The organism is Gilvimarinus sp. 2_MG-2023, from assembly GCF_030547685.1.
GTDB lineage: Bacteria > Pseudomonadota > Gammaproteobacteria > Pseudomonadales > Cellvibrionaceae > Gilvimarinus.
Genome location: NZ_JAUOQM010000048.1, coordinates 18,748 through 38,973, shown reverse-complemented (window position 1 = coordinate 38,973; position 20,226 = coordinate 18,748). Strand labels below are relative to the sequence as shown.

Here is a 20,226-nt window from a genome sequence, read left to right as displayed (position 1 = left end):
ATGGAACTATTTGAATGCAAAATGAAAATCTATCTTTTGCCGATTTGGGTTTAGCCCAATCGGTTCTCGAAGCTGTGCAAAAAATCGGCTACGAAACCCCCTCTCCTATTCAAGCGGAGGCCATTCCAGCCCTGCTTTCAGGCCGCGACATTGTCGGCCTAGCGCAAACCGGCACCGGTAAAACCGCAGCCTTTGCCCTGCCCATGCTATCCCAGCTGGACCCTACTAATAAAACCACCCAAGCTTTGGTGCTTGCCCCAACTCGCGAACTGGCCATTCAGGTGGCCGAGGCCTTAAGCAGTTACGCCAAGGGCTTAAGCGGATTTCAGGTACTGCCGCTATACGGCGGTCAAGATATGCGCGGACAACTGCGTCAGCTTAAACGTGGCGCTCAAGTTGTTGTCGGCACCCCAGGTCGTGTTATGGATCACTTGCGCCGTGGCAGCTTAGACTTGTCAGGTCTGCGTAACTTAGTGCTCGATGAAGCCGATGAAATGTTGCGTATGGGTTTTATCGATGATGTGTCCTGGATTTTAGAACACACCCCAAGTACTCGCCAAACGGCTCTGTTCTCGGCCACTATGCCGAAAGAAATTCGTCGTGTTGCCAGTACTTACTTAAAAGACCCACAAGAAATTAAAGTGGCGCGGGAAAGCACTACCGGCACGAACATCGAACAAACTTATTGGACCGTTAGCGGCACTAATAAACTAGATGCACTGACACGTATACTGGAAGTGGAAGAATTTGACGGTGTGATTATTTTTGTTCGCACCAAAACCGCCACAGTGGAGCTTGCCGAAAAGCTTGAGGCGCGAGGCTACAGTGCTGCGGCCATTAACGGCGACATGAATCAGGCGCTACGTGAGCGCGCCATTGAGCGCTTAAAAAACAACAAGCTGGATATCCTGATCGCCACAGACGTTGCCGCACGCGGTATTGATGTGACTCGAATCAGCCATGTTGTGAACTATGACATTCCTTACGATAGTGAAGCCTATGTACACCGCATTGGTCGTACTGGTCGTGCCGGTCGTTCAGGAAAGGCGATTTTGTTTGTAGCACCACGCGAAAAACGCTTGCTGTACGCCATTGAAAAAACCACGGGTAAACGTATTGAGCCAATGACTCTGCCTAGCGGCAGCGCAGTGACTGACGCCCGCACCAGTCAGTTCATGCAGGGCATAACCGATGTGCTGCAAAACGAAACCGACCTGAGCTTTATCGAAGAATTATTGGTCAACTACTCCAATGAGACCGGTGAAACTCCAGAACGCATCGCTACAGCTTTGGCGTTTATGCTGCAAAAAGAACGTCCGCTGCAAGTAAAATTTGCCGACATCAAACCCTCGCGTGAGCGCGAACGTGATAGTGGACCGCGGGCTGATCGCGGCGAACGCCGCCGTCGCAGCTCAACGCCAGATGAAGGCATGAAGCGTTTTCGTATTGAAGTAGGTCGTACTCACGGTGCTCGCCCAGGCGATATCGTCGGTGCAATCGCCAACGAAGCGGGTCTTAGTAGCCAGCAAATTGGTCAAATCACGTTGTTTGATAAATTCTCAACTCTCGATTTGCCTGCCGACTTATCGGGCTCGCAAGAGCAAAAAATCGCACGTATTCATGTGCGTGGACAAGTGTTATCCATAAGCGCTGACCGAGGCCCTGCCCCACGCAAAGGCAAGCCAAAGTTTAAAGGCAAGAAGAAACAAGCCTAAGCGATCAAAAAAAGGCCCGGAAATTCCGGGCCTTTTTTTATCTATTAAAATATCCAAACCAAAATTATTATCGTGAAAATAGTTAGGTGTATTGCAAGGTAACGGCATCCGCCCCAAAATCATCACGTAGACGCTGCAACAACTCATCATCGGGGCGCACACTCCACTCCCGCCCCAGGGTTATTTGGCAACGAGCATCCGAGCGACAATAATCGATAACAATTGGGCAGCGACCATCCCGGTAGGGCTCAAGACATTGGTGCAAATCTTTACCGACCGTATGATTTAACTTCCCTGCATTAAGCACCAGCTTTAAGGCACGCGCTTTGTCTTGCCGCACTTCCGCCAAGTGCTTAACATTATCAGCTGACATTTTTAACGCATTATTATAGTCGTCAAATTTTACCTGCCCCTCAACCACCACAAGGGCATCTTTCACAATGAGCTCGCGACACTCGTTAAAAGTATCGGAAAATACTGCAATTTCAATTCGCCCGGTGCGATCATCCAAAGTAATAAAGGCCATGGTGTCACCGCGTTTAGTTTTCATGGTGCGAGTTGCCACCACCAAGCCACCCACCCGCTGCGCATTTTTATCAGCTGCCAGATTACTAATACGCGTTGACACTAAATGATTGATCTCATGCTCGTATTCATCAATGGGGTGGCCAGTTAAATAAAGACCCAGTGTTTCATTCTCAGCCTGTAAGCGTTCTTTCATTGACCAGGGTCGTACACGGGCAAATTCTTTATAAGTATCTTCTAAATTGTCTGAACTGGGCACTACCTCGCCGAATAAATCTGTCATGCCAGCACTGGCATTAGCAGCACTTTGCTCTGCCGCCTTTACAGCTTCAGCGATTGCGGCGAACATAACGGCGCGATCTTGATCCAGCCCACGCCCAGGGCCTAAATTGTCCGCAGCACCAGAGCGAATCACCGCCTCTAATGCGCGCTTATTCACCTTGCGCGAATCAATGCGGGCACAGAAATCAAACAAATCTTTAAAGGGGCCACCTTCATTGCGCGCCGCAATAATACTATCTACCGGGCCTTCACCAAGGCCCTTAATAGCCCCGAGTCCGTAAATAATATGGTTATTGTCATCCACTGCAAACTTCAGCTCACCGCGGTTAACGTCAGGGGGTAATAGGGTCAACCCCATGGTGCGGCACTCTTCAATGAAGGTCACCACTTTATCGGTTTTATCCATATCCGAGCTCATGGTGGCCGCCATAAAGTGAGCTGGATAATGGGTTTTCAACCATGCGGTTTGATAGGAAACCAATGCGTAGGCGGCAGAGTGGGATTTGTTAAAACCATAACCGGCAAACTTTTCCACCAAGTCAAAAATCTTCATCGCCAAGGTGGCGTCAATGCCTTTCGACTTCGCCCCCTCTTCGAAGCTGACCCGTTGCTTAGCCATCTCTTCGGGTTTCTTTTTACCCATAGCGCGGCGCAACAAGTCGGCGCCACCAAGACTATAGCCGGCCAACTCCTGAGCTATCTGCATGACCTGCTCTTGATAAACAATAACCCCATAAGTGGGCTTGAGGATAGGCTCTAAGAATTCATGCTGATATTTGGCATCGGGATAGGCAACCTCGGCCTTACCGTGTTTGCGGTTAACAAAGTCTGTCACCATGCCCGAATCCAAAGGGCCAGGCCGAAATAGTGCTACCAGGGCAATCATATCTTCCAGATTGTCTGGCTTGAGGCGTTTAATCAGATCCTTCATGCCGCGCGATTCAAGCTGAAAGACAGCCGTGGTTTCCGCACGCTGTAATAGCTTAAAAGTTTCGGCGTCCTGAAGGTCAATCTCTTCTATCACCAGCGGCCCATCGCCTTGCTTTTCACGCTGGGCGTTAATCATTTCCATTGCCCAGTCGATAATAGTCAGTGTACGTAAGCCGAGAAAGTCAAACTTAACCAGACCGGCCTCTTCCACATCGTTTTTATCGTACTGGGTAACCAACCCTTTACCATTTTCATCACAATACAAGGGAGAGAAATCGGTAAGCTTATTGGGAGCAATGACTACACCACCGGCGTGCTTACCGACGTTACGAGTTAAGCCTTCCAGCTTAATCGCCATTTCCCATATTTCATGGGCGTCGGCATCGGTTTCCAGCATTTCTCGCAGCTGTTCAACCTCTTCCAGGGCAACTTTTAACGTCATGCCTGGTGTAGGAGGTATAAGCTTAGACAGCTTATCGGCCAAGCCATAAGACTTACCCAGTACGCGTGCTACATCGCGCACCACAGCCTTAGCGGCCATGGTTCCAAAGGTGATAATTTGGCTGACCGCTTCACGTCCGTATGCATCGGCCACGTAACTGATCACCCGGTCGCGATTCTCCATACAGAAATCGACATCAAAGTCAGGCATGGAAACCCGTTCCGGGTTCAGGAAACGCTCGAACAGCAGGTCGTATTGCAGAGGGTCGAGATCGGTGATTTTAAGCGAATAGGCCACCAGCGAGCCCGCACCCGAACCACGACCCGGACCAACCGGAATGGCGTTATCCTTGGCCCATTGGATAAAGTCCATAACGATAAGGAAATAACCTGGAAATCCCATTTGCAAGATGATATCGAGTTCAAATCGCAGACGATCTAAATAGGACTGCCGTTTTGCATCATATTCAGGGTCTTGTTTATCGAGAATTTTTTCCAGTCTGTCGTCCAGGCCATCATGGCAGACTTTTTCCATAAACTGGTTTTCTGTCATGCCTTCAGGAATGGGGTATTGAGGCAAAAAGTATTCGCCCAGGTGAATGTTCACCGTGCAACGTTTGGCAATTTGAACCGAGTTAGCCAACGCTTCGGGAATATCACTAAAAAGCGCCTGCATTTCTTCTGCGCTGCGTAGATATTGCTGCTCACTGTAGCGCCGCTCTCGCCTGGGGTCATCAAGAGTGCGACTATCGGCAATACAAACCCGAGCCTCATGGACTTCAAAATCATCCGCACTTAAGAAACGAACATCGTTAGTCGCTACGACTGGGCATTGCAATTCACCAGCCAGTTCAACAGCTGAATGTATATAACTCTCTTCGTATTCACGGCCAGTTCGCTGCAACTCCAGATAATATCGATCAGGGAATTCAGCCATCCAGCGCTCGGCATTACTTCGCGCCTGCGCTTTGCGCCCAGCCAGCAAATCCATACCCACATCACCCTGACGACCGCCTGACAAAACAATCACGCCATCGGCATGGTCACTAATCCAATCTCGCTGAACAAACGCGACGCCTTGCTGTTGCCCCTTTTGATAGGCCAGAGAAATAAGCTTTATGATATTTTTGTAGCCGGCATCATTCATGGCCAGTAACGTAATAAACGAGGGTTTTGCTTCGCTATCGGCGCCAGCAATCAAAAAGTCACTGCCGACAATGGGCTTAATGCCCGCACCTTGCAACGCTTTGTAGTACTTAATTAAACCGTAAAAATTAGTTTGATCGGTGACGGCACAAGCAGGCATACCCTGTTCTTGCAGACGGGCCGCCAAAGGTTTAATACGAATCACACTGTCGGACAGTGAATATTCAGTATGCAAGCGCAGGTGTATAAAAGTGGCAGTCATAAAGGCTTAAAAGATTTCTAGTTGTTCTATCAGCCGTTTAACCGGGCCAAAAGATGTGCGATGAATGGGACTTGGCCCAAGGCTATCCAAGGCCGCCATATGTACCTTAGTAGGGTAACCTTTATGACCGGCAAAGCCGTAGCCTGGGTAGGTTTGATCAAAGGCGATCATTTCACGGTCTCGAGTCACTTTGGCCAAAATAGAGGCCGCGCTAATGGATGCTACCCGTGCATCGCCCTTAACCACGGCCTCTGCACTGAATTGCCAGCTCGGAATTTTATTGCCATCCACTAGCACATGCTCTGGCGTGACCGCTAAGCCTTCAACCGCTCGTTTCATGGCCAGTAAGCTGGCTTGCAGGATATTTATTTGATCGATTTCTTCGACACTGGCGCGTGAAATACACCAACTCAGCGCCTTAGCCTGTATTTCAACAAACAATTTTTCTCGCTTGCGTTCTGTTAACTTTTTGGAATCAGCCAAGCCCTCGATAGGGTTATTCATATCCAAAATTACCGCAGCGGCTACGACATCACCAGCCAGTGGGCCGCGCCCTACCTCATCGACGCCTGCGGATAAGTGCCCTTGATAAACACTGACAAATGGCTCCACTACTCTTGCCCTTTGATTAATTCTATCAGTGCAGCTGCCGCCGTTTGATTGGCATTACACTTTAAGCTTTGATGTTGCTGAGTAAAAGTTTCCACCAACTCGGCCGTTAATTCAGGTTGATTAAAATAGCGCAGCACTGCCTCTGACATTTGTTCAGGGTCGGCATCCGCCTGCAGAAGCTCTGGCACCACTTCCCGGTCGGCCAATAAATTAGGAAGTGACACAAATCGGACCAGTGCCATCGCCCGCATAATCTTGAACGACAACCAGGCCATTTTATAACTGACCACCATCGGTTTTTTTAAAAGCATAGCCTCTAAAGCCGTAGTACCCGACGCCAGCAGAACCACATCCGCCGCCGCCATCACGTCGTGCGATTGACCTTGCACCAAGGTAACCGGTAAATCACTGTGCGGGCCCAGCATTTGATGTAGCTGCTTGTAACGTTGGCCACTGGCTGCAGGCAATACAAACCTTAACCCGGGCCTTTGCTTTAGCATTAGTTTTGCTGCTTGAAAAAAAAGTGGCCCCAGCCGCTCCACTTCACTATGACGACTGCCTGGCATTAATGCCACCACAGCTGAGCTGGCATCCAGTTGAAGCTTTTTTCGGGCAGCGTGCTTGTCTGGCTGCATGGGAATACTGTCGGCCAAGGGGTGGCCAACAAATTTAACCGGCACTTGATGTTGTTGATAAATGGCAGTTTCAAACGGCAATATGGTTAGCATTAAATCCACCGCGCGTTTAATTTTTTTAATTCTGCCTGAACGCCAAGCCCACACCGATGGGCTGACATAATGTACGGTTTTAATACCCGACTTACGCAAATTTTGCTCGAGTGTTAAATTAAAATCGGGTGAGTCGATTCCGATAAACACATCCGGCGCCTGTTCACTGAAGTGCTCAAACAAGAAACGACGAATTTTTAATAGCTCGGGTAAGCGCTTTAACGGATCGATCAACCCCATTACCGCCAAACGATCTTGCGGAAAAAAAGAATGAAAGCCTTCGGCTAACATTTTGGGTCCACCGATACCTGAGAACTCAACGTGGGGGTAATGATGTTTAAGGGCTTGAATCAGCCCTGCTCCAAGCAAGTCACCGGAAGCCTCGCCCGCTACAATACCGATTCGAATGGTACGGTTCATAATAGAACTAGCGGACAATACCGCGTTTGGATTGGCGCAAAGAGTCAATCATTAATTGAACATCGCTGCAATCTTGTGCTAGAACTTGCAACTGTGACAATGCCTCATCAACCGTTAGACCACGACGATAAATTATTTTAAACGCTCGGTTAATAGCAGCCACTTGTTCCTTACTATAACCTCGGCGCTTCAACCCTTCCGAGTTTACACTTTTAGCAGCAGCGGGCGCGCCATTGACCATCACATAAGCGGGTACATCTTTACCGATAGCACTGCCCATACCGGTAAAACTGTGCGCACCGATATTGCAATACTGATGCACCAAGGTAAACCCACTGAGTATGGCCCAATCGCCAACAATAACATGGCCAGCTAACGCTGTATTGTTGACCAAAATACAGTGATTACCGACCACACTGTCGTGACCAATATGGGCATAGGCCATGATTAAATTATCATCGCCAATAGTGGTTTCACCGCGATCTTGTACAGTACCACGATGGATCGTGACCCCTTCACGGATAATATTATTATCACCAATGATTAACCGTGTGGGTTCACCATCGTATTTCAAATCGGGGGTATCTTCCCCCACCGATGAAAACTGATAAATTTGGTTGTTGCACCCAATTATGGTCGGGCCTTTTAAAACCACATGCGAGGCAATACGACTGCCGGCACCAATAACTACATCGGGCCCAATGGTAGTCCAGGGCCCGACCTCGACATCCTCTGCTATTTGGGCATCGGGATGAATAATTGCGCTTGAATCTATCAAGTTAGCCATAGCTTGCTTTGATTACCTTAGACCTTGCGGTCCGCGCACAATATCGTCGCCGATGCAGCCAGCTCACCGTCCACCGTTGCCTGGCATGCAAACTTCCAAATACCACGCTTAGAAGACACAACCCGAGAAGCCAAGGTGAGGCGATCTCCAGGAATAACCTGACGCTTAAAGCGTACATCGTCAATGCCGGCAAATAGATAAATTGACCCATCTTCTGGCTTTTTATCCATGGTTTTAAAGCCCAATACCCCTGAGGCTTGAGCCAGAGCTTCCAGAATCATCACGCCGGGAAATACCGGGAAATCGGGGAAATGGCCGTTGAATACCTCCTCGTTTCCAGTGATATTCTTATAAGCGACGATTGACTCGCCCTCGACCAACTCAACCACACGATCTACCAGCAAAAAAGGGTAACGGTGCGGCAAATATTGGCGAATTTCGTTTACGTCCATCATTAGCTTGCGGCCTTTGCGTCAATGCGCTTTTCAATAACCAGAAAACCGGTTAATTAAGTCTTGTCGTTGTTGTTTTCCAAAGCCTTCACTCTGGATGCCAAATCATTTAATTGATTAAACCGAACTGCATTTTTACGCCACTCTCTTGAAGGCATAGCACTGGTGCCAGAGGAATAGCTACCGGGCTCCAAAATTGATTTGGTGACCATGGTCATACCCGAGATGTGTACATTGTCGGTGATTTCTAGATGACCGGCAACGCCTACTGCACCGGCAAAGGTACAATTTTTTCCAACCACAGTGCTGCCAGCAAATCCACAGTTGCCCGCAATCGCGGTGTTATCACCGATAACACAATTGTGAGCAATATGTACCTGATTATCGATAATTACACCATTGCCGATAACGGTATCGTTGAGAGCGCCACGGTCAATGGCTGTAGAGGCACCGATTTCGACTCGATTGCCAATTTGTACGGATCCAAGTTGGTGAATTTTACGCCACCCACCTTGCACTCGATCGGGCGCATACCCAAAACCGTCGCTACCAATGACTGTATTGCTGTGTATAACACAGCTGTGACCGATAATAACATCGTGATAAATGCTCACATTGGCCAATATACGGCTGCCGTCACCAATGTGGGCACCAGCGCCTATGACAACACCAGGCCCGAGTTTCACTCCAGATTCAATAACCACTCGCTCACCAATCACGACATTGGGGCCGACCTCGGCACTTGAATCTACCTGAGCCGATTCAGCCACCACTGCAGAGGGGTGAACACCTGGATTGTGCGTTAAAGATTTATCGAATAGATGACTCAGCGTGGCATAGGCAAAATAAGGGTCATCAACGATTAGCTTATTACCGGCAAACAGATGGGCATCTGCCTCACCTAAAATCACCGCACCGGCGTTGCAATCGGCCAAGAGACTACGAAAACGTGACTGAGCCAGAAAACTGACCTGATCATTTTCCGCCCGCCCCAAACCAGCAATGCCGGTTATCAATAAACCGGCATTGCCTTCAAGCCTTGCTGATAAGGCATCCGCTATTTCACGGAGGGTATAGGAAGTCACGAATATTCCCGTTATTTACTCGGCGTCGTTTAGCTTTTCTACCAACAGAGCCGTAATATCGTGGTCTGGATCGGCGAAAAAGACCGATTGAGCATTGATGATCATACCGATTTTTTCATCTTTGGTCAGCTGCTCCAAGATCGCAGGGATCTTTGGCTGAAGCTGCTGCTGCACTTTTTGCAGGATTTGCTGCTGCTCTGACTGCATTTTCTTTTGTGCCAGCTCATAATCAGCCCGCAGGTATTCCACTTTTTTGCGGTGCTCAGCCACTTGGTCTTCCGACCAGGTCATACTGTCTTTTTCAGCTTTACCTTGCAACGCCTGCAGATCGGCTACCAAACTTTCTACTTTTGCGCGAAGAGCGGTAAATTCTGCGTTTTTCTGCAGACCATCAACTGTTTTTTTAGCCAAATCAGTGGCCAACATGGCGCGCTGGGCATCCAAGACGACTACCTTGCCTTCCGCCAATGCGCCTACGCTGGTCACCATCAGTGCGCTGGCCAGTAAAATTCGCTTAATAAATGTCACAATACATCCCCTTAATTATCGTAAGTTATGAGTTGATTTATAAATACTGATTTAAAATGTTTGCCCAAGTGTAAAGTTGAAGCTTTTCTCATCGTCATACTCGTTCTTTTGCAAGGCATCCGAAATAGAGAAAGTCATGGGGCCGAAGGTGGAAATCCACGTTAAACCAAGACCGGCAGAAATGCTCAACTTTTTCACATCAAAGTCATAACAGTTTAACTGAGTGGAGGCACAATTGGTGTCAAACACATTGCCGGCATCAATAAAGAATGCTGCTTGGAAAGTACGCTGATCCTCAATAAAAGGCAGAGGGAAAATCACCTCGGCGGTAGTTTCCACCAAGAAGTTCCCACCGAACGATCGGGTTTCTTCGTCAATAACCCCACCGGCTCCTGTGATTAGCTGGCCAGGTCGACAGGTCGTACCAGAGGCGTAACCCAGCGTTGGATCTTCACAGAGTACAGCATAATTACCGTATTCTTCATTGTCATCCACCACACCATCACCGTTAATATCATCCCAAAGCATGGCAGGCATATACGAAGACTCGGCATAAGTGCCTCGAGGGCCTAAGCTGTTACGCTCAAAGCCGCGGACCGACCCAAAACCGCCGGCGTAAAAGTGCTCGAAGAAAGGCAACTCTTCAGTTTTACCGTAAGAGTCGGCCCAGCCAATATTGCCTCGTAAACGCAGGGTTAAATGACGGGTTAAGGGCTGAAAAAATTGGGCGCTGTAGGTTAGCTTATAATATTCGAGGTCACTGCCCGGCAGCGAAAACTCTGCACGTAATTGTTGTGAGCTTCCGCGTGTTGCCAAAATACCGCGGTTTAATGTCGACTTAGCCCAAGAGAAATTGGTCGTGAAGTTATGAAACTCAGTACCGTGCACGTCCAGGAAGCCCGGTTCGCCACGAATACCGTCGATATCATCATCAAAGCTCGTGGGGACAGGCATGGTGTCATAATCCAAAGTCGGGTAATCGCCTGTGGTTTTGCCTTCGATTAGATCCAGCCAGTCACTTTGCGTAATATATTCAGAGCCTGTTGCGTATAGGGGAGTATTGAAAATTTCCCGCACCGAATAACTGTTGGGAATAACTTCTAAGTTACGAAACCCCACATCAAAGCTTAAACGCTCAATTTCGGAAATTGGGTACCCAAATTGCACTGCCCCGCCAAGAATATTGGTACTGTAACCGGCAATATTAATTTGCGCATAGTCGCTCGACTGGTAGTACAGACTAATGCCGCGGCTTACCCCATCCGGAGTAAAGTACGGGTCATTGTAATTGAAGTTATAAGAAGTTTGATAAGCGGAGTGACTGGCTGAGATGCCAACCTGCTTGCCCGTACCAAACCAGTTGTTTTGTTGAATACTCCCAGACAATAGAAGGCCAGACAGGTCTGCATAACCAATCTGCAGCCCCATGCTGCCCGAGGGTTGCTCTTCAACGGTAAAATCGACATCAACTTGGTCGGGCACTCCAGGCACTTCAACCGTATCGACATTCACCTCTTTAAAGAAGCCCAGTCGTTCCAAGCGAACTTTAGAATGTTCAATTTGCGAGGTAGACGCTGCACCACCTTCCATTTGACGCATTTCGCGGCGCAAAACTTCATCTTGCGTGGTGGTATTACCGCGAAAATTAATGCGCCGAACATAGGCACGTTTTTTCGGATCGATAAAAAACGTCACTTTAACGGTTTTATCTTCATCGTTACGCTCAGGTATGCCTTCGACCTCGGCAAAAGTAAAACCTTCATTTCCCAAGCGGTTGGTTATGTATTCCGAGGAGCGAGTCATCAAAGCTTGTGAAAATGTTTGATCCTCACGCATTAAAATCATACGTCGAATCAGTCGCTCATCAATGGCGGGGTCACCGGCTAGATTCACGTCGCTGACGGTGTAAATATCGCCTTCAGTGATATTTAATGTGAGATAAACTTTTGATTTGTCTGGGCTCAAAGAAACTTGGGTGGAATCGAGACTAAAGGCGAGGTAACCACGATCTAAATAATAGGATTCAATGCGCTCAATATCACCGGTTAATTTTTCTTTGTTGTATTTATCATCGCCCATAATCCAAGAGAACCAGCCGGTAGTTTGTAGCTCAAACAAATCCAGTAATTCCTCGGTGGCAAAAGCTTCATTGCCAATAATATTGATCTTTTTGATGCGGGCGGTTTCACCCTCATCTACTTTAACTAAAACTTTAACTTGATTGCGCGGCAAGTCTTCTACTTCCAAGTCCACCGAAGCGCCATAACGACCCTGACCGATATACTCGCGTTCTAGAGCTTGGCTGATCATATTCAAAGTGGCACTTTGATAAATTTGACCTTCTGACAAACCACTGTCGGTCAAACTTTCCATCAATTGATCGGTTTTAATAACCTTGTTGCCCTCAATGAGAATCTCATTAATGGCTGGTCGCTCTTTGACCACCAAGACCAAAACACCCGCATCCTGACCGATTGAAACATCGGTAAATAAGCCGACTTTAAAGAGCTCGCGAATAGCGTTTTGGATATCGACGTCCGTCAGAGTGTCCCCAACGCGGACAGGCAGTGCGCTAAAAACGGTACCGGCGGACACCCGCTGGAGCCCCTCCACCCTAATATCGTTCACCCGGAAAGACTGGGCTTGTACGAGCGTAGAAAAAGCAAGGACAGCGATAAGGCCGATCAATCGTGTAACAACGTGTGTCATATAGTTCTTTCTATTGTTGAATTTCTCATCTGCTTCAACACAGAGTCCAGTAACACAGACGCAACTTACGCCTGTGTGTTTGCAATCATTTCGGAGTTAGAGCCGCATAATATCGTTATAGAGCGCCAACAGAGTCAAACCAATTACCATCACCAGCCCCAACTGATACCCAACTACCTGCACTTTTTCCGATACAGGTTTGCCTTTTACCAGTTCTGCGAGGTAGTACATCAAATGACCACCATCCAACACAGGAATAGGGAGTAAGTTGAAGACACCGAGCATTACACTAAGAGCGGCCAGAAAGCGTAGAAAGCTACGCCAGCCATTTTCAGCCTCAGAACCCGCAACCTTAGCAATGGTGATAGCTCCACTCAAGTTTTTTGTGGAAATCTCTCCAAAAATCAGCTTCTTAACAGACATCAAAACAAAGGCAGAAGTTTCCCAGGTTCGGTCCACAGCGGCAATAAATCCTCCCACCACGGAATATTCCCAGTGTCGGATAAACTCATCGGGCCACTCATAGGGGGCAAATCCCATCCCTACCCGGCCGAACACCTCGCCATTTTCGCTGATTTGCTCAGGCGTCATGGATAAATTCTGTACCTGGCCACCGCGCTCAATGCGTACAGTAAAGGTCTGATCAGGCCTCGCTTTGACATAATCGATCCAGTCTTGGGCGCTGCCAATGGGTGTATTGCCTGCTTGAATTATCTTGTCATCGCTCTGCAATCCAGCGCGTTCGGCGGGCGAGCCTTCCAGCACCTGCCCGGCAATAGCGGGAACTTCCGGGATATACGGCGTTATGCCAAGACCGGCCAGCGGCTGCGGGTCTGCAGCGCCGCGCAGCCAAGCATTTAACTCCACCTCGGACTGGTACTGTAAATCCGATTGTGGGTAGCGAACGGTAAAGCTGAGCTGGCCGCTTTCACCCAACCTGCGCAGCAGTTGCTTTTGCACCTGCTGCCAGGAGGTGGTGGTGACGCCATCCACACTCAGTACTTCCTGGCCCACCTCAAGATTGGCCGCCGCCGCAACCGAGTTCGGGGCTACCTCGCCAATAATGGGCGCCACACCGCGCTCACCACTGACGACTAAAAGCAGCCAAAAAAACAAGACCGCCAATATCAAATTGGCAGCTGGGCCGGCCAGCACTACAGCAATGCGCTGACCAACACTTTTATTATTAAACGCTAGGTGTTTTTCTGACTCGGGCACCGGACCTTCGCGCTCATCCAGCATTTTGACGTAACCGCCCAACGGGATGGCCGAGAAGGCATATTCTGTACCCTGTTTATCGCGGCGACTGAACAGTACCTTGCCAAAGCCCACCGAAAAACGCAGTACTTTTACCCCGCAACGTCTAGCCACGTAAAAATGACCAAACTCATGCACGGTCACCAAAATTAAAATGGCAACGAAAAACCAAAACACCATTTGTACTATATTCACGTCACCCTCATTGTTTGGCGCTAATTTGTTGAATCGCGACCCGAGCACGCTGACGCGCGGACAAATCGGCTTGTTGGACAGCATCTAGGCTGACCGGTTCAGCGCTTTCCACACTATCGAGCACCGCCGCGATCACTTGGGCAATGTCATTAAATTGCAATTGGCTGGCTAAAAAAGCGGCCACGGCTTCTTCATTGGCGGCATTGAGTATGGCCGGACAAGTACCACCACGTTCGGCGGCTTGGCGCGCCAAAGTCATACAGGGGAAACGCTCCTCATCGAGCGCCTCAAAGTCGAGCCTGGCACTGCGCACCAAATCGAGCCGCTCTACTCCCGAGGGTAAGCGCTCGGGCATACCCAGTGCATGAGCAATGGGCGTTCGCATATCCGGGTTGCCCAGCTGTGCCAAGACTGAGCCATCCACATATTCTACCATTGAGTGGATAACGCTCTGCGGATGAATAACCACCTCGACATCCCGTGCGCGGGCATTAAACAGCCAGCAAGCCTCGATAAACTCCAATCCTTTATTCATCATAGTGGCTGAGTCTACTGAGATTTTCGGGCCCATACTCCAATTAGGGTGATTACAGGCCTGCTCGGGGGTGACTTGCGATAGCTGTGACAACGGCAGCTGGCGAAAGGGCCCACCCGAGGCCGTTAGCACGATTTTGCTGACCCCAAGCTCTGCCAGTGCAATTCCTTGAGCTAGAGGACCCGCTAAAGGTAAACACTGAAAAATAGCGTTGTGCTCGCTGTCGATCGGTAATATCTGCGCGCCATGGGTTTTCGCTGCGGCCATAAACAAATGACCGGCCATCACCAACACTTCTTTGTTGGCTAAAAGCACACGCTTTCCGGCCTTTACAGCGGCAAAGGTAGGCAATAGGCCGGCGGCGCCAACAATCGCGGCCATTACCGTATCGACGGACGAATCTTGCGCTACAGCCACCAGCGCCTCGGTGCCGGACAACACTTCCACCTTTGAGCCCGAACGCTGCAACGCTTGGCGCAATTGCTCTGCCGCACTCGGGTCGCTCATCACGGCGCACTGCGGTGTATAAGCCAAACATTGCTCGAGTAGTGGCTGCCAACGTGTAGCTGCGGTAAGGGCAAACACCTCAAATCGCTCCGGATGCCTTGCCAGCACATCTAATGTACTGACACCGATGGAGCCGGTGGAACCAAGAATGGTAACCCTCTGCATAGCTATCCCAGGGTCACATCAACGGCGGTTAAGGCCAAAGCAAACACAGGCACCGCCGCGGTCAGGCTATCCACCCGATCGAGCACTCCACCGTGGCCGGGCAGCAGAGCGCTGCTGTCTTTAATGCCGCGCTCGCGTTTAACCATACTCTCTAACAAATCACCTAGCACTGACACCAGTGAGGTCGGCAGTACCAGCGCTATAATGGCCCACAACGCCTGACCGGTAAAAAACCAAACCAGCAGCGCCAGGCATACATTGGCTGACACTCCACCCAAAAAGCCTTCCCACGTTTTACCCGGACTCACGTTAGGCGCGAGTTTGCGCTGTCCAAAACGGCGGCCAACAAAATAACCACCGATATCGGCTGTAGCCACCACTGCCACAATCATCAGCACGAGCCAGGCGCCCTGCTCTTGCAGGCGCACATAGCTTAATCCGGCCCAAGTGGGCACCAATACAAAAAAGCCCATCACCGCCCGTAGCGCCGGATGTCGCCAAAGCAGAGCGCTGGTGGGATACCCCTGCACCCAGAGCAACGCCAGAGCCCACCAAGTACAGCCAGCTATCAATATTGGACGGTAGTGTAGCTCCGCATCAATAGGGGTAGCCCCCCCCAGCGGCAGCGCTCCCACATAGAGTGCAGCCCCAGCAATAGCAGCGGCTTGAAAGATTACGTACAACGCCCGCTGCCACAAGGCAGTAAAGCCACACAGGTTAGCCCACTCCCAGGCGCTAATCAGCACAATGGTCGCGACAAATGCAGGAAATAACGGTATTGGCAGAAAAAATAAAACACCCAGAAAAACCGCGGCTAGCACTATAGCTGTTATTACACGCTGCTTAAGCATAGGGGCCACCGTGAGATTGGGGCTCACACTGCTCTTGGGTTTTCCCAAAGCGGCGCTGGCGTGAATGAAAATCTTGAGCGGCTTGTTTTAAATGATCTGCATTAAAATCTGGCCACAGCACGGGTGAAAAATGCAGTTCGGCGTAAGCGGCCTGCCACAATACAAAGTTACTGATACGCTGCTCCCCTCCTGTTCGCACCAACAAATCAACCTCAGGCATTTGCGCCAGAGCGGTACTCTGGGCAAAAGTCTGCTCATTAATGTCGGCACTTGTGATTTCTCCTGCTGCAACTCTGTCAGCCAGGCGCGCGGCAGCTTGAACTATATCCCAACGCCCACCGTAATCGGCTGCAATCACCAAGGTTGTTTTGGCCTCAGCCACATCGGTTAATTGCTCCGCTTTGGTGATAGCCGAGTTGAGTGCGGTGCTAAACTGACTTCTATTTCCCACCACACGCAAGCGCACTCCGCGCTTTTTTAAGTCTTTAGCCTCGCGCTTGAGGTACAACTGAAACAACGACATAAGCGCATCCACTTCTCGCTTTGGTCGTTTCCAGTTTTCACTGCTAAAGGCAAAGAGCGTTAGCACATCGACACCCAGCTCTTGGCACGACGACATCACCTCGCGAATACGCTCTACGCCTTCTTTATGGCCGGCAATACCAGAGAGATCTCGCTGCTTGGCCCAGCGATTGTTGCCATCCATAATGATGGCGATATGACGTAACGGACTGCCGGACACAACTCGCTCCTGGGCTGATGAATCTTGCCCCTATTAACAAAAAGCTGCCGAGCGTTATTGTGATAGTGCTGGCAAACTCGAGTGAGAGCCGGGCTGGGCCTGCCCGGCTCTACTGACTGTACTTAAACGGTCATTAGCTCCTGCTCTTTTTGAGCTAGGATTTTATCCACTTCAGCGATGTATTTATCGGTGATTTTTTGCACATCGTCCTGTGCGCGATGATCGTCATCCTCACTGATTTCTTTATCTTTAAGCAGTGCTTTCACATCAGACAATATATCGCGACGAACATTGCGAATGGAAACACGGCCATTTTCGGCCTCGGCGCGAGCCTGCTTAATATAACCTTTGCGCGTCTCTTCGGTCAGAGCGGGCAGCGGCAGGCGGATATTGTCCCCTGAAGTGGATGGGTTTAAACCCAGGTTCGACTTCATAATGGCTTTTTCAATCTCTGGCACCATTTGCTTTTCCCAAGGTTTAACCGATAGGGTTCGAGCATCTTCTACCATAATGTTGGCCACTTGCGACAGCGGCGTATCAGCACCGTAGTAAGGTACAGTCAAACCGTCGAGCAAGCTCGGGTGCGCCCGGCCAGTACGAATCTTATTCAGGTTGTTACCCATAGCCACAACCGCTTTTTGCATTCTATCTTCGGCGTCTTTTTTCAAATCATTCAACATGGGTTACCCCCTCCTCAATCAAGGTGCCTTCGCTACTGCCCACTACAATATTCAGCAGAGCGCCACTTTTATTCATACGAAATACGCGAACTGGCATATCGTGTTCACGACACAGGCAGATCGCTGTTAAATCCATGACCCCCAGCTTATCCTCCAGCACTTTGTCGTAGGTAAGACGATCGTACTTGGTGGCTGTGGGGTCTTTCATTGGGTCGGCACTGTAAACGCCATCCACCTTAGTGGCCTTAAGGACAATATCGGCCTCGACTTCAATACCGCGCAAACAAGCGGCCGAATCGGTGGTAAAGAAAGGGTTGCCGGTACCGGCTGCGAAAATCACCACCTCTCCTGCGTTCAAGCAGCGGATAGCGTGGCGGCGATCATAATGCTCGACAATACCGCTCATGGGGATAGCGGACATAACACGCGAGGAGATATTAGAGCGTTCCAGTGCGTCACGCATGGCTAATGCGTTCATAACCGTCGCCAGCATGCCCATATGGTCGCCAGTCACCCGATCCAAGCCAGCGGCATTGAGCGCCGCCCCGCGAAATAGATTGCCGCCACCAATCACCAAGCCCACCTGCACTCCAATGCCGATCAACTGGCCGACTTCCAGAGCCATTTTATCCAATACTTTGGGGTCGATACCGAACCCCTCTGCGCCCATCAGCTCTTCACCGCTGAGTTTCAGCAATATCCGCTTATACTTTTTTTCACGAGGGTTGGCCATGGGTGCGCTCCTGACGAAGTGGTGACGAAAAACGGAGGGCAGTTTACAACAAAAGGAGGCCGGATGGGTATCCGACCTCCTTTTTAGGGAGCTTTATTCGATGGATCGAACAAAGAAGCCGCCAGGCGGCGAAGATTTGATCAACCTTTAGAGGCAGCTACCTGTGCGGCAACCTCGGCAGCGAAGTCAGTCTCATCCTTCTCAATACCTTCACCCACCTCAAGGCGAGTAAAGCTGGTGACAGTAGCGCCACCCTCTTCAGCCAGCTTGCCAACAGTCACTTCTGGGTTTTTAACAAAAGGCTGCTCCAGCAGGCTGCCTTCTTTCAGGAACTTCTTAATGCGACCGCCCATCATTTTCTCAACGATAGCCTCGGGCTTGCCTTCCATATCAGGCTGAGCCTTAATAATCTCTTTCTCTTTCTCAACGATGTCAGCTGGCATATCTTCTGGTCTTACAACCTGAGGATTAACCGCTACAACGTGCATAGCTACATCACGCGCCAGCTCAGCGTTGCCGCCCTCGAGCTGAACCACAGCCGCCAAACGGTTGTTAGAGTGAACATACGCATCAATCACGCCACCCTCTACCAAGTTAACGCGACGAACATTGATGTTTTCACCAATTTTTTGAACTAGAGTTTCACGAGCAGACTCAAGCTCACCGGCCATCAGAGTGGCGACATCGGTTTGCTTGTCGGCGAACGCTTTTTCAACCACGGTGTTAACGAAAGCCAAAAAGCCTTCATCGCGAGCCACAAAGTCAGTTTCGCTGTTCACTTCAACCAGTACGGCGTAGCTGTTATCGTCGGCCACTTTGGCGCTAACAACACCGTCAGCAGCGGTACGGCCGGCTTTCTTCGAGGCTTTCAAGCCGCTGGCCTTGCGCAGATTTTCAATTGCCAGCTCGATATCGCCATCGGCTTCTTTCAGAGCTTTTTTACACTCCATCATGCCAAGGCTGGTGCGCTCGCGCAGATCTTTAACCATTGAAGCAGAGATAGCTGCCATGTATCTATCCTCTCAAAATATATCTAAATTCGTTTGAAAAAAGGGGTAAACCACCGGTTTACCCCCCTTGAGCACAATCTAACCTGAAAAGATGACAGGTCAGTGGCGCTTACTCAGCGGCGGCTTCGCCGTCAGCTGCGACGTACTCGTCTTTGTTTGGCACGCTTTGCGCCTGTGCAGCGCCTTCGGCGCAAGCATCGGCAATCGCGGTTACATACAGGCGAATAGCGCGAATGGCGTCATCGTTACCTGGGATAACGTAATCAATGCCATCGGGGTTAGAGTTGGTATCAACCACACCGATAACAGGAATACCCAGCTTGTTGGCTTCCTGAACTGCAATACGCTCGTGATCCACGTCGATTACGAACAATGCATCTGGCAGACCAGCCATATCTTTAATACCACCAATGGAGCATTCCAGCTTGGCCATATCGCGGGCGCGCATTAGCGCTTCTTTTTTGGTCAGCTTATCGAAAGTACCGTCTTTCGATTGCGCTTCCAGCTCGCGGTAGCGGCGGATAGAGGCACGAATGGTTTTGAAGTTGGTCAGCATACCACCCAACCAGCGGTGGCTAACAAAAGGCTGACCAGTGCGCTCGGCCTGCTCTTTGATGATTTTTTGAGCGGCGCGCTTAGTGCCAACAAACATGATTTTCTTCTTCTGTGACGCCAGCTTCTTGACGTGCTCCAGAGTCTCGTTGAACGCGGGAACAGTGTGCTCGAGGTTGATGATATGAATCTTGTTGCGAGCACCAAAAATGAAACGGTCCATTTTTGGGTTCCAGTAACGAGTTTGGTGACCAAAATGGACACCGGCTTGCAGCATATCGCGCATGCTTACTGTAGGCATAATCTTTTCCTGTCTATCGGGTTAGGCCTCCATACACCCCGCTAACCAACCCCGCAGGGCACCCAGGTTGAACGTG

The 20,226-nt window shown here is 49.9% G+C and carries 17 protein-coding genes; 1 reads left to right on the top strand and 16 read right to left on the bottom strand.

The window, feature by feature from the left end; translation table 11 throughout:
• Positions 1–14: 14 nt before the first annotated feature.
• Positions 15–1,715 carry a DEAD/DEAH box helicase gene (locus tag Q4526_RS11940; protein WP_215977316.1) on the top strand — a complete coding sequence of 567 codons (1,701 nt, stop codon included), beginning with the start codon at positions 15–17 and terminating at the stop codon, positions 1,713–1,715.
• An 82-nt stretch (positions 1,716–1,797) separates the two neighbouring features.
• Here the strand turns inward: Q4526_RS11940 and dnaE are convergent, their stop codons facing one another.
• The 16 genes from dnaE to rpsB form a co-directional block, all read right to left on the bottom strand.
• Positions 1,798–5,301: a DNA polymerase III subunit alpha gene (gene dnaE / locus Q4526_RS11935; RefSeq protein ID WP_215977315.1), complete on the bottom strand. Its 3,504-nt coding sequence runs from the start codon at positions 5,299–5,301 to the stop codon at positions 1,798–1,800.
• 6 nt (positions 5,302–5,307) lie between these two features.
• The gene (gene rnhB / locus Q4526_RS11930; protein WP_215977314.1) at positions 5,308–5,913 is read right to left on the bottom strand and encodes a ribonuclease HII; all 606 of its coding nucleotides are present in this window, start codon (positions 5,911–5,913) and stop codon (positions 5,308–5,310) included.
• Positions 5,913–7,061, bottom strand: coding sequence for a lipid-A-disaccharide synthase (gene lpxB / locus Q4526_RS11925; protein ID WP_215977313.1), 1,149 nt, complete (start codon positions 7,059–7,061; stop codon positions 5,913–5,915). Before lpxB ends, rnhB begins: the two co-directional genes overlap by 1 nt.
• Before the next feature lie 7 nt (positions 7,062–7,068).
• Complete coding sequence (gene lpxA, locus Q4526_RS11920) at positions 7,069–7,848, bottom strand: acyl-ACP--UDP-N-acetylglucosamine O-acyltransferase (RefSeq protein WP_215977312.1); 780 nt, start codon at positions 7,846–7,848, stop codon at positions 7,069–7,071.
• Positions 7,849–7,865: 17 nt separating this feature from the next.
• Positions 7,866–8,303, bottom strand: a complete 438-nt coding sequence (fabZ, locus tag Q4526_RS11915) for a 3-hydroxyacyl-ACP dehydratase FabZ (protein WP_215977311.1) — start codon at positions 8,301–8,303, stop codon at positions 7,866–7,868.
• Positions 8,304–8,356: 53 nt separating this feature from the next.
• Positions 8,357–9,385 carry a UDP-3-O-(3-hydroxymyristoyl)glucosamine N-acyltransferase gene (gene lpxD / locus Q4526_RS11910; protein WP_215977310.1) on the bottom strand — a complete coding sequence of 343 codons (1,029 nt, stop codon included), beginning with the start codon at positions 9,383–9,385 and terminating at the stop codon, positions 8,357–8,359.
• 15 nt (positions 9,386–9,400) lie between these two features.
• On the bottom strand, positions 9,401–9,913 hold the full coding sequence (locus Q4526_RS11905) for an OmpH family outer membrane protein (RefSeq protein WP_303603256.1): 513 nt from the start codon (positions 9,911–9,913) through the stop codon (positions 9,401–9,403).
• A gap of 51 nt (positions 9,914–9,964) precedes the next feature.
• Positions 9,965–12,622, bottom strand: a complete 2,658-nt coding sequence (bamA, locus tag Q4526_RS11900; protein WP_215977309.1) for an outer membrane protein assembly factor BamA — start codon at positions 12,620–12,622, stop codon at positions 9,965–9,967.
• A 96-nt stretch (positions 12,623–12,718) separates the two neighbouring features.
• Complete coding sequence (gene rseP, locus Q4526_RS11895; RefSeq protein ID WP_215977308.1) at positions 12,719–14,074, bottom strand: RIP metalloprotease RseP; 1,356 nt, start codon at positions 14,072–14,074, stop codon at positions 12,719–12,721.
• A gap of 7 nt (positions 14,075–14,081) precedes the next feature.
• The gene (gene ispC / locus Q4526_RS11890) at positions 14,082–15,281 is read right to left on the bottom strand and encodes a 1-deoxy-D-xylulose-5-phosphate reductoisomerase (RefSeq protein WP_215977307.1); all 1,200 of its coding nucleotides are present in this window, start codon (positions 15,279–15,281) and stop codon (positions 14,082–14,084) included.
• A 2-nt stretch (positions 15,282–15,283) separates the two neighbouring features.
• Positions 15,284–16,132 (bottom strand): phosphatidate cytidylyltransferase, encoded by an 849-nt coding sequence (locus tag Q4526_RS11885; protein WP_215977306.1) that lies wholly within the window; start codon positions 16,130–16,132, stop codon positions 15,284–15,286.
• Positions 16,125–16,874 (bottom strand): polyprenyl diphosphate synthase, encoded by a 750-nt coding sequence (uppS, locus tag Q4526_RS11880; RefSeq protein ID WP_215977305.1) that lies wholly within the window; start codon positions 16,872–16,874, stop codon positions 16,125–16,127. The genes Q4526_RS11885 and uppS overlap by 8 nt, the downstream gene beginning before the upstream one ends.
• 122 nt (positions 16,875–16,996) lie before the next feature.
• A complete protein-coding gene (gene frr, locus Q4526_RS11875; protein ID WP_215977304.1) occupies positions 16,997–17,554 on the bottom strand; it encodes a ribosome recycling factor in 558 nt (185 codons plus the stop codon).
• The gene (gene pyrH, locus Q4526_RS11870; protein ID WP_215977303.1) at positions 17,544–18,287 is read right to left on the bottom strand and encodes a UMP kinase; all 744 of its coding nucleotides are present in this window, start codon (positions 18,285–18,287) and stop codon (positions 17,544–17,546) included. The genes frr and pyrH overlap by 11 nt, the downstream gene beginning before the upstream one ends.
• 140 nt (positions 18,288–18,427) lie before the next feature.
• Entirely contained in the window at positions 18,428–19,297 is an 870-nt protein-coding gene (tsf, locus tag Q4526_RS11865) for a translation elongation factor Ts (protein ID WP_215977302.1), read from the bottom strand.
• A gap of 109 nt (positions 19,298–19,406) precedes the next feature.
• Positions 19,407–20,150: a 30S ribosomal protein S2 gene (rpsB, locus tag Q4526_RS11860; RefSeq protein ID WP_215977301.1), complete on the bottom strand. Its 744-nt coding sequence runs from the start codon at positions 20,148–20,150 to the stop codon at positions 19,407–19,409.
• Between the last annotated feature and the right edge of the window lie 76 nt (positions 20,151–20,226).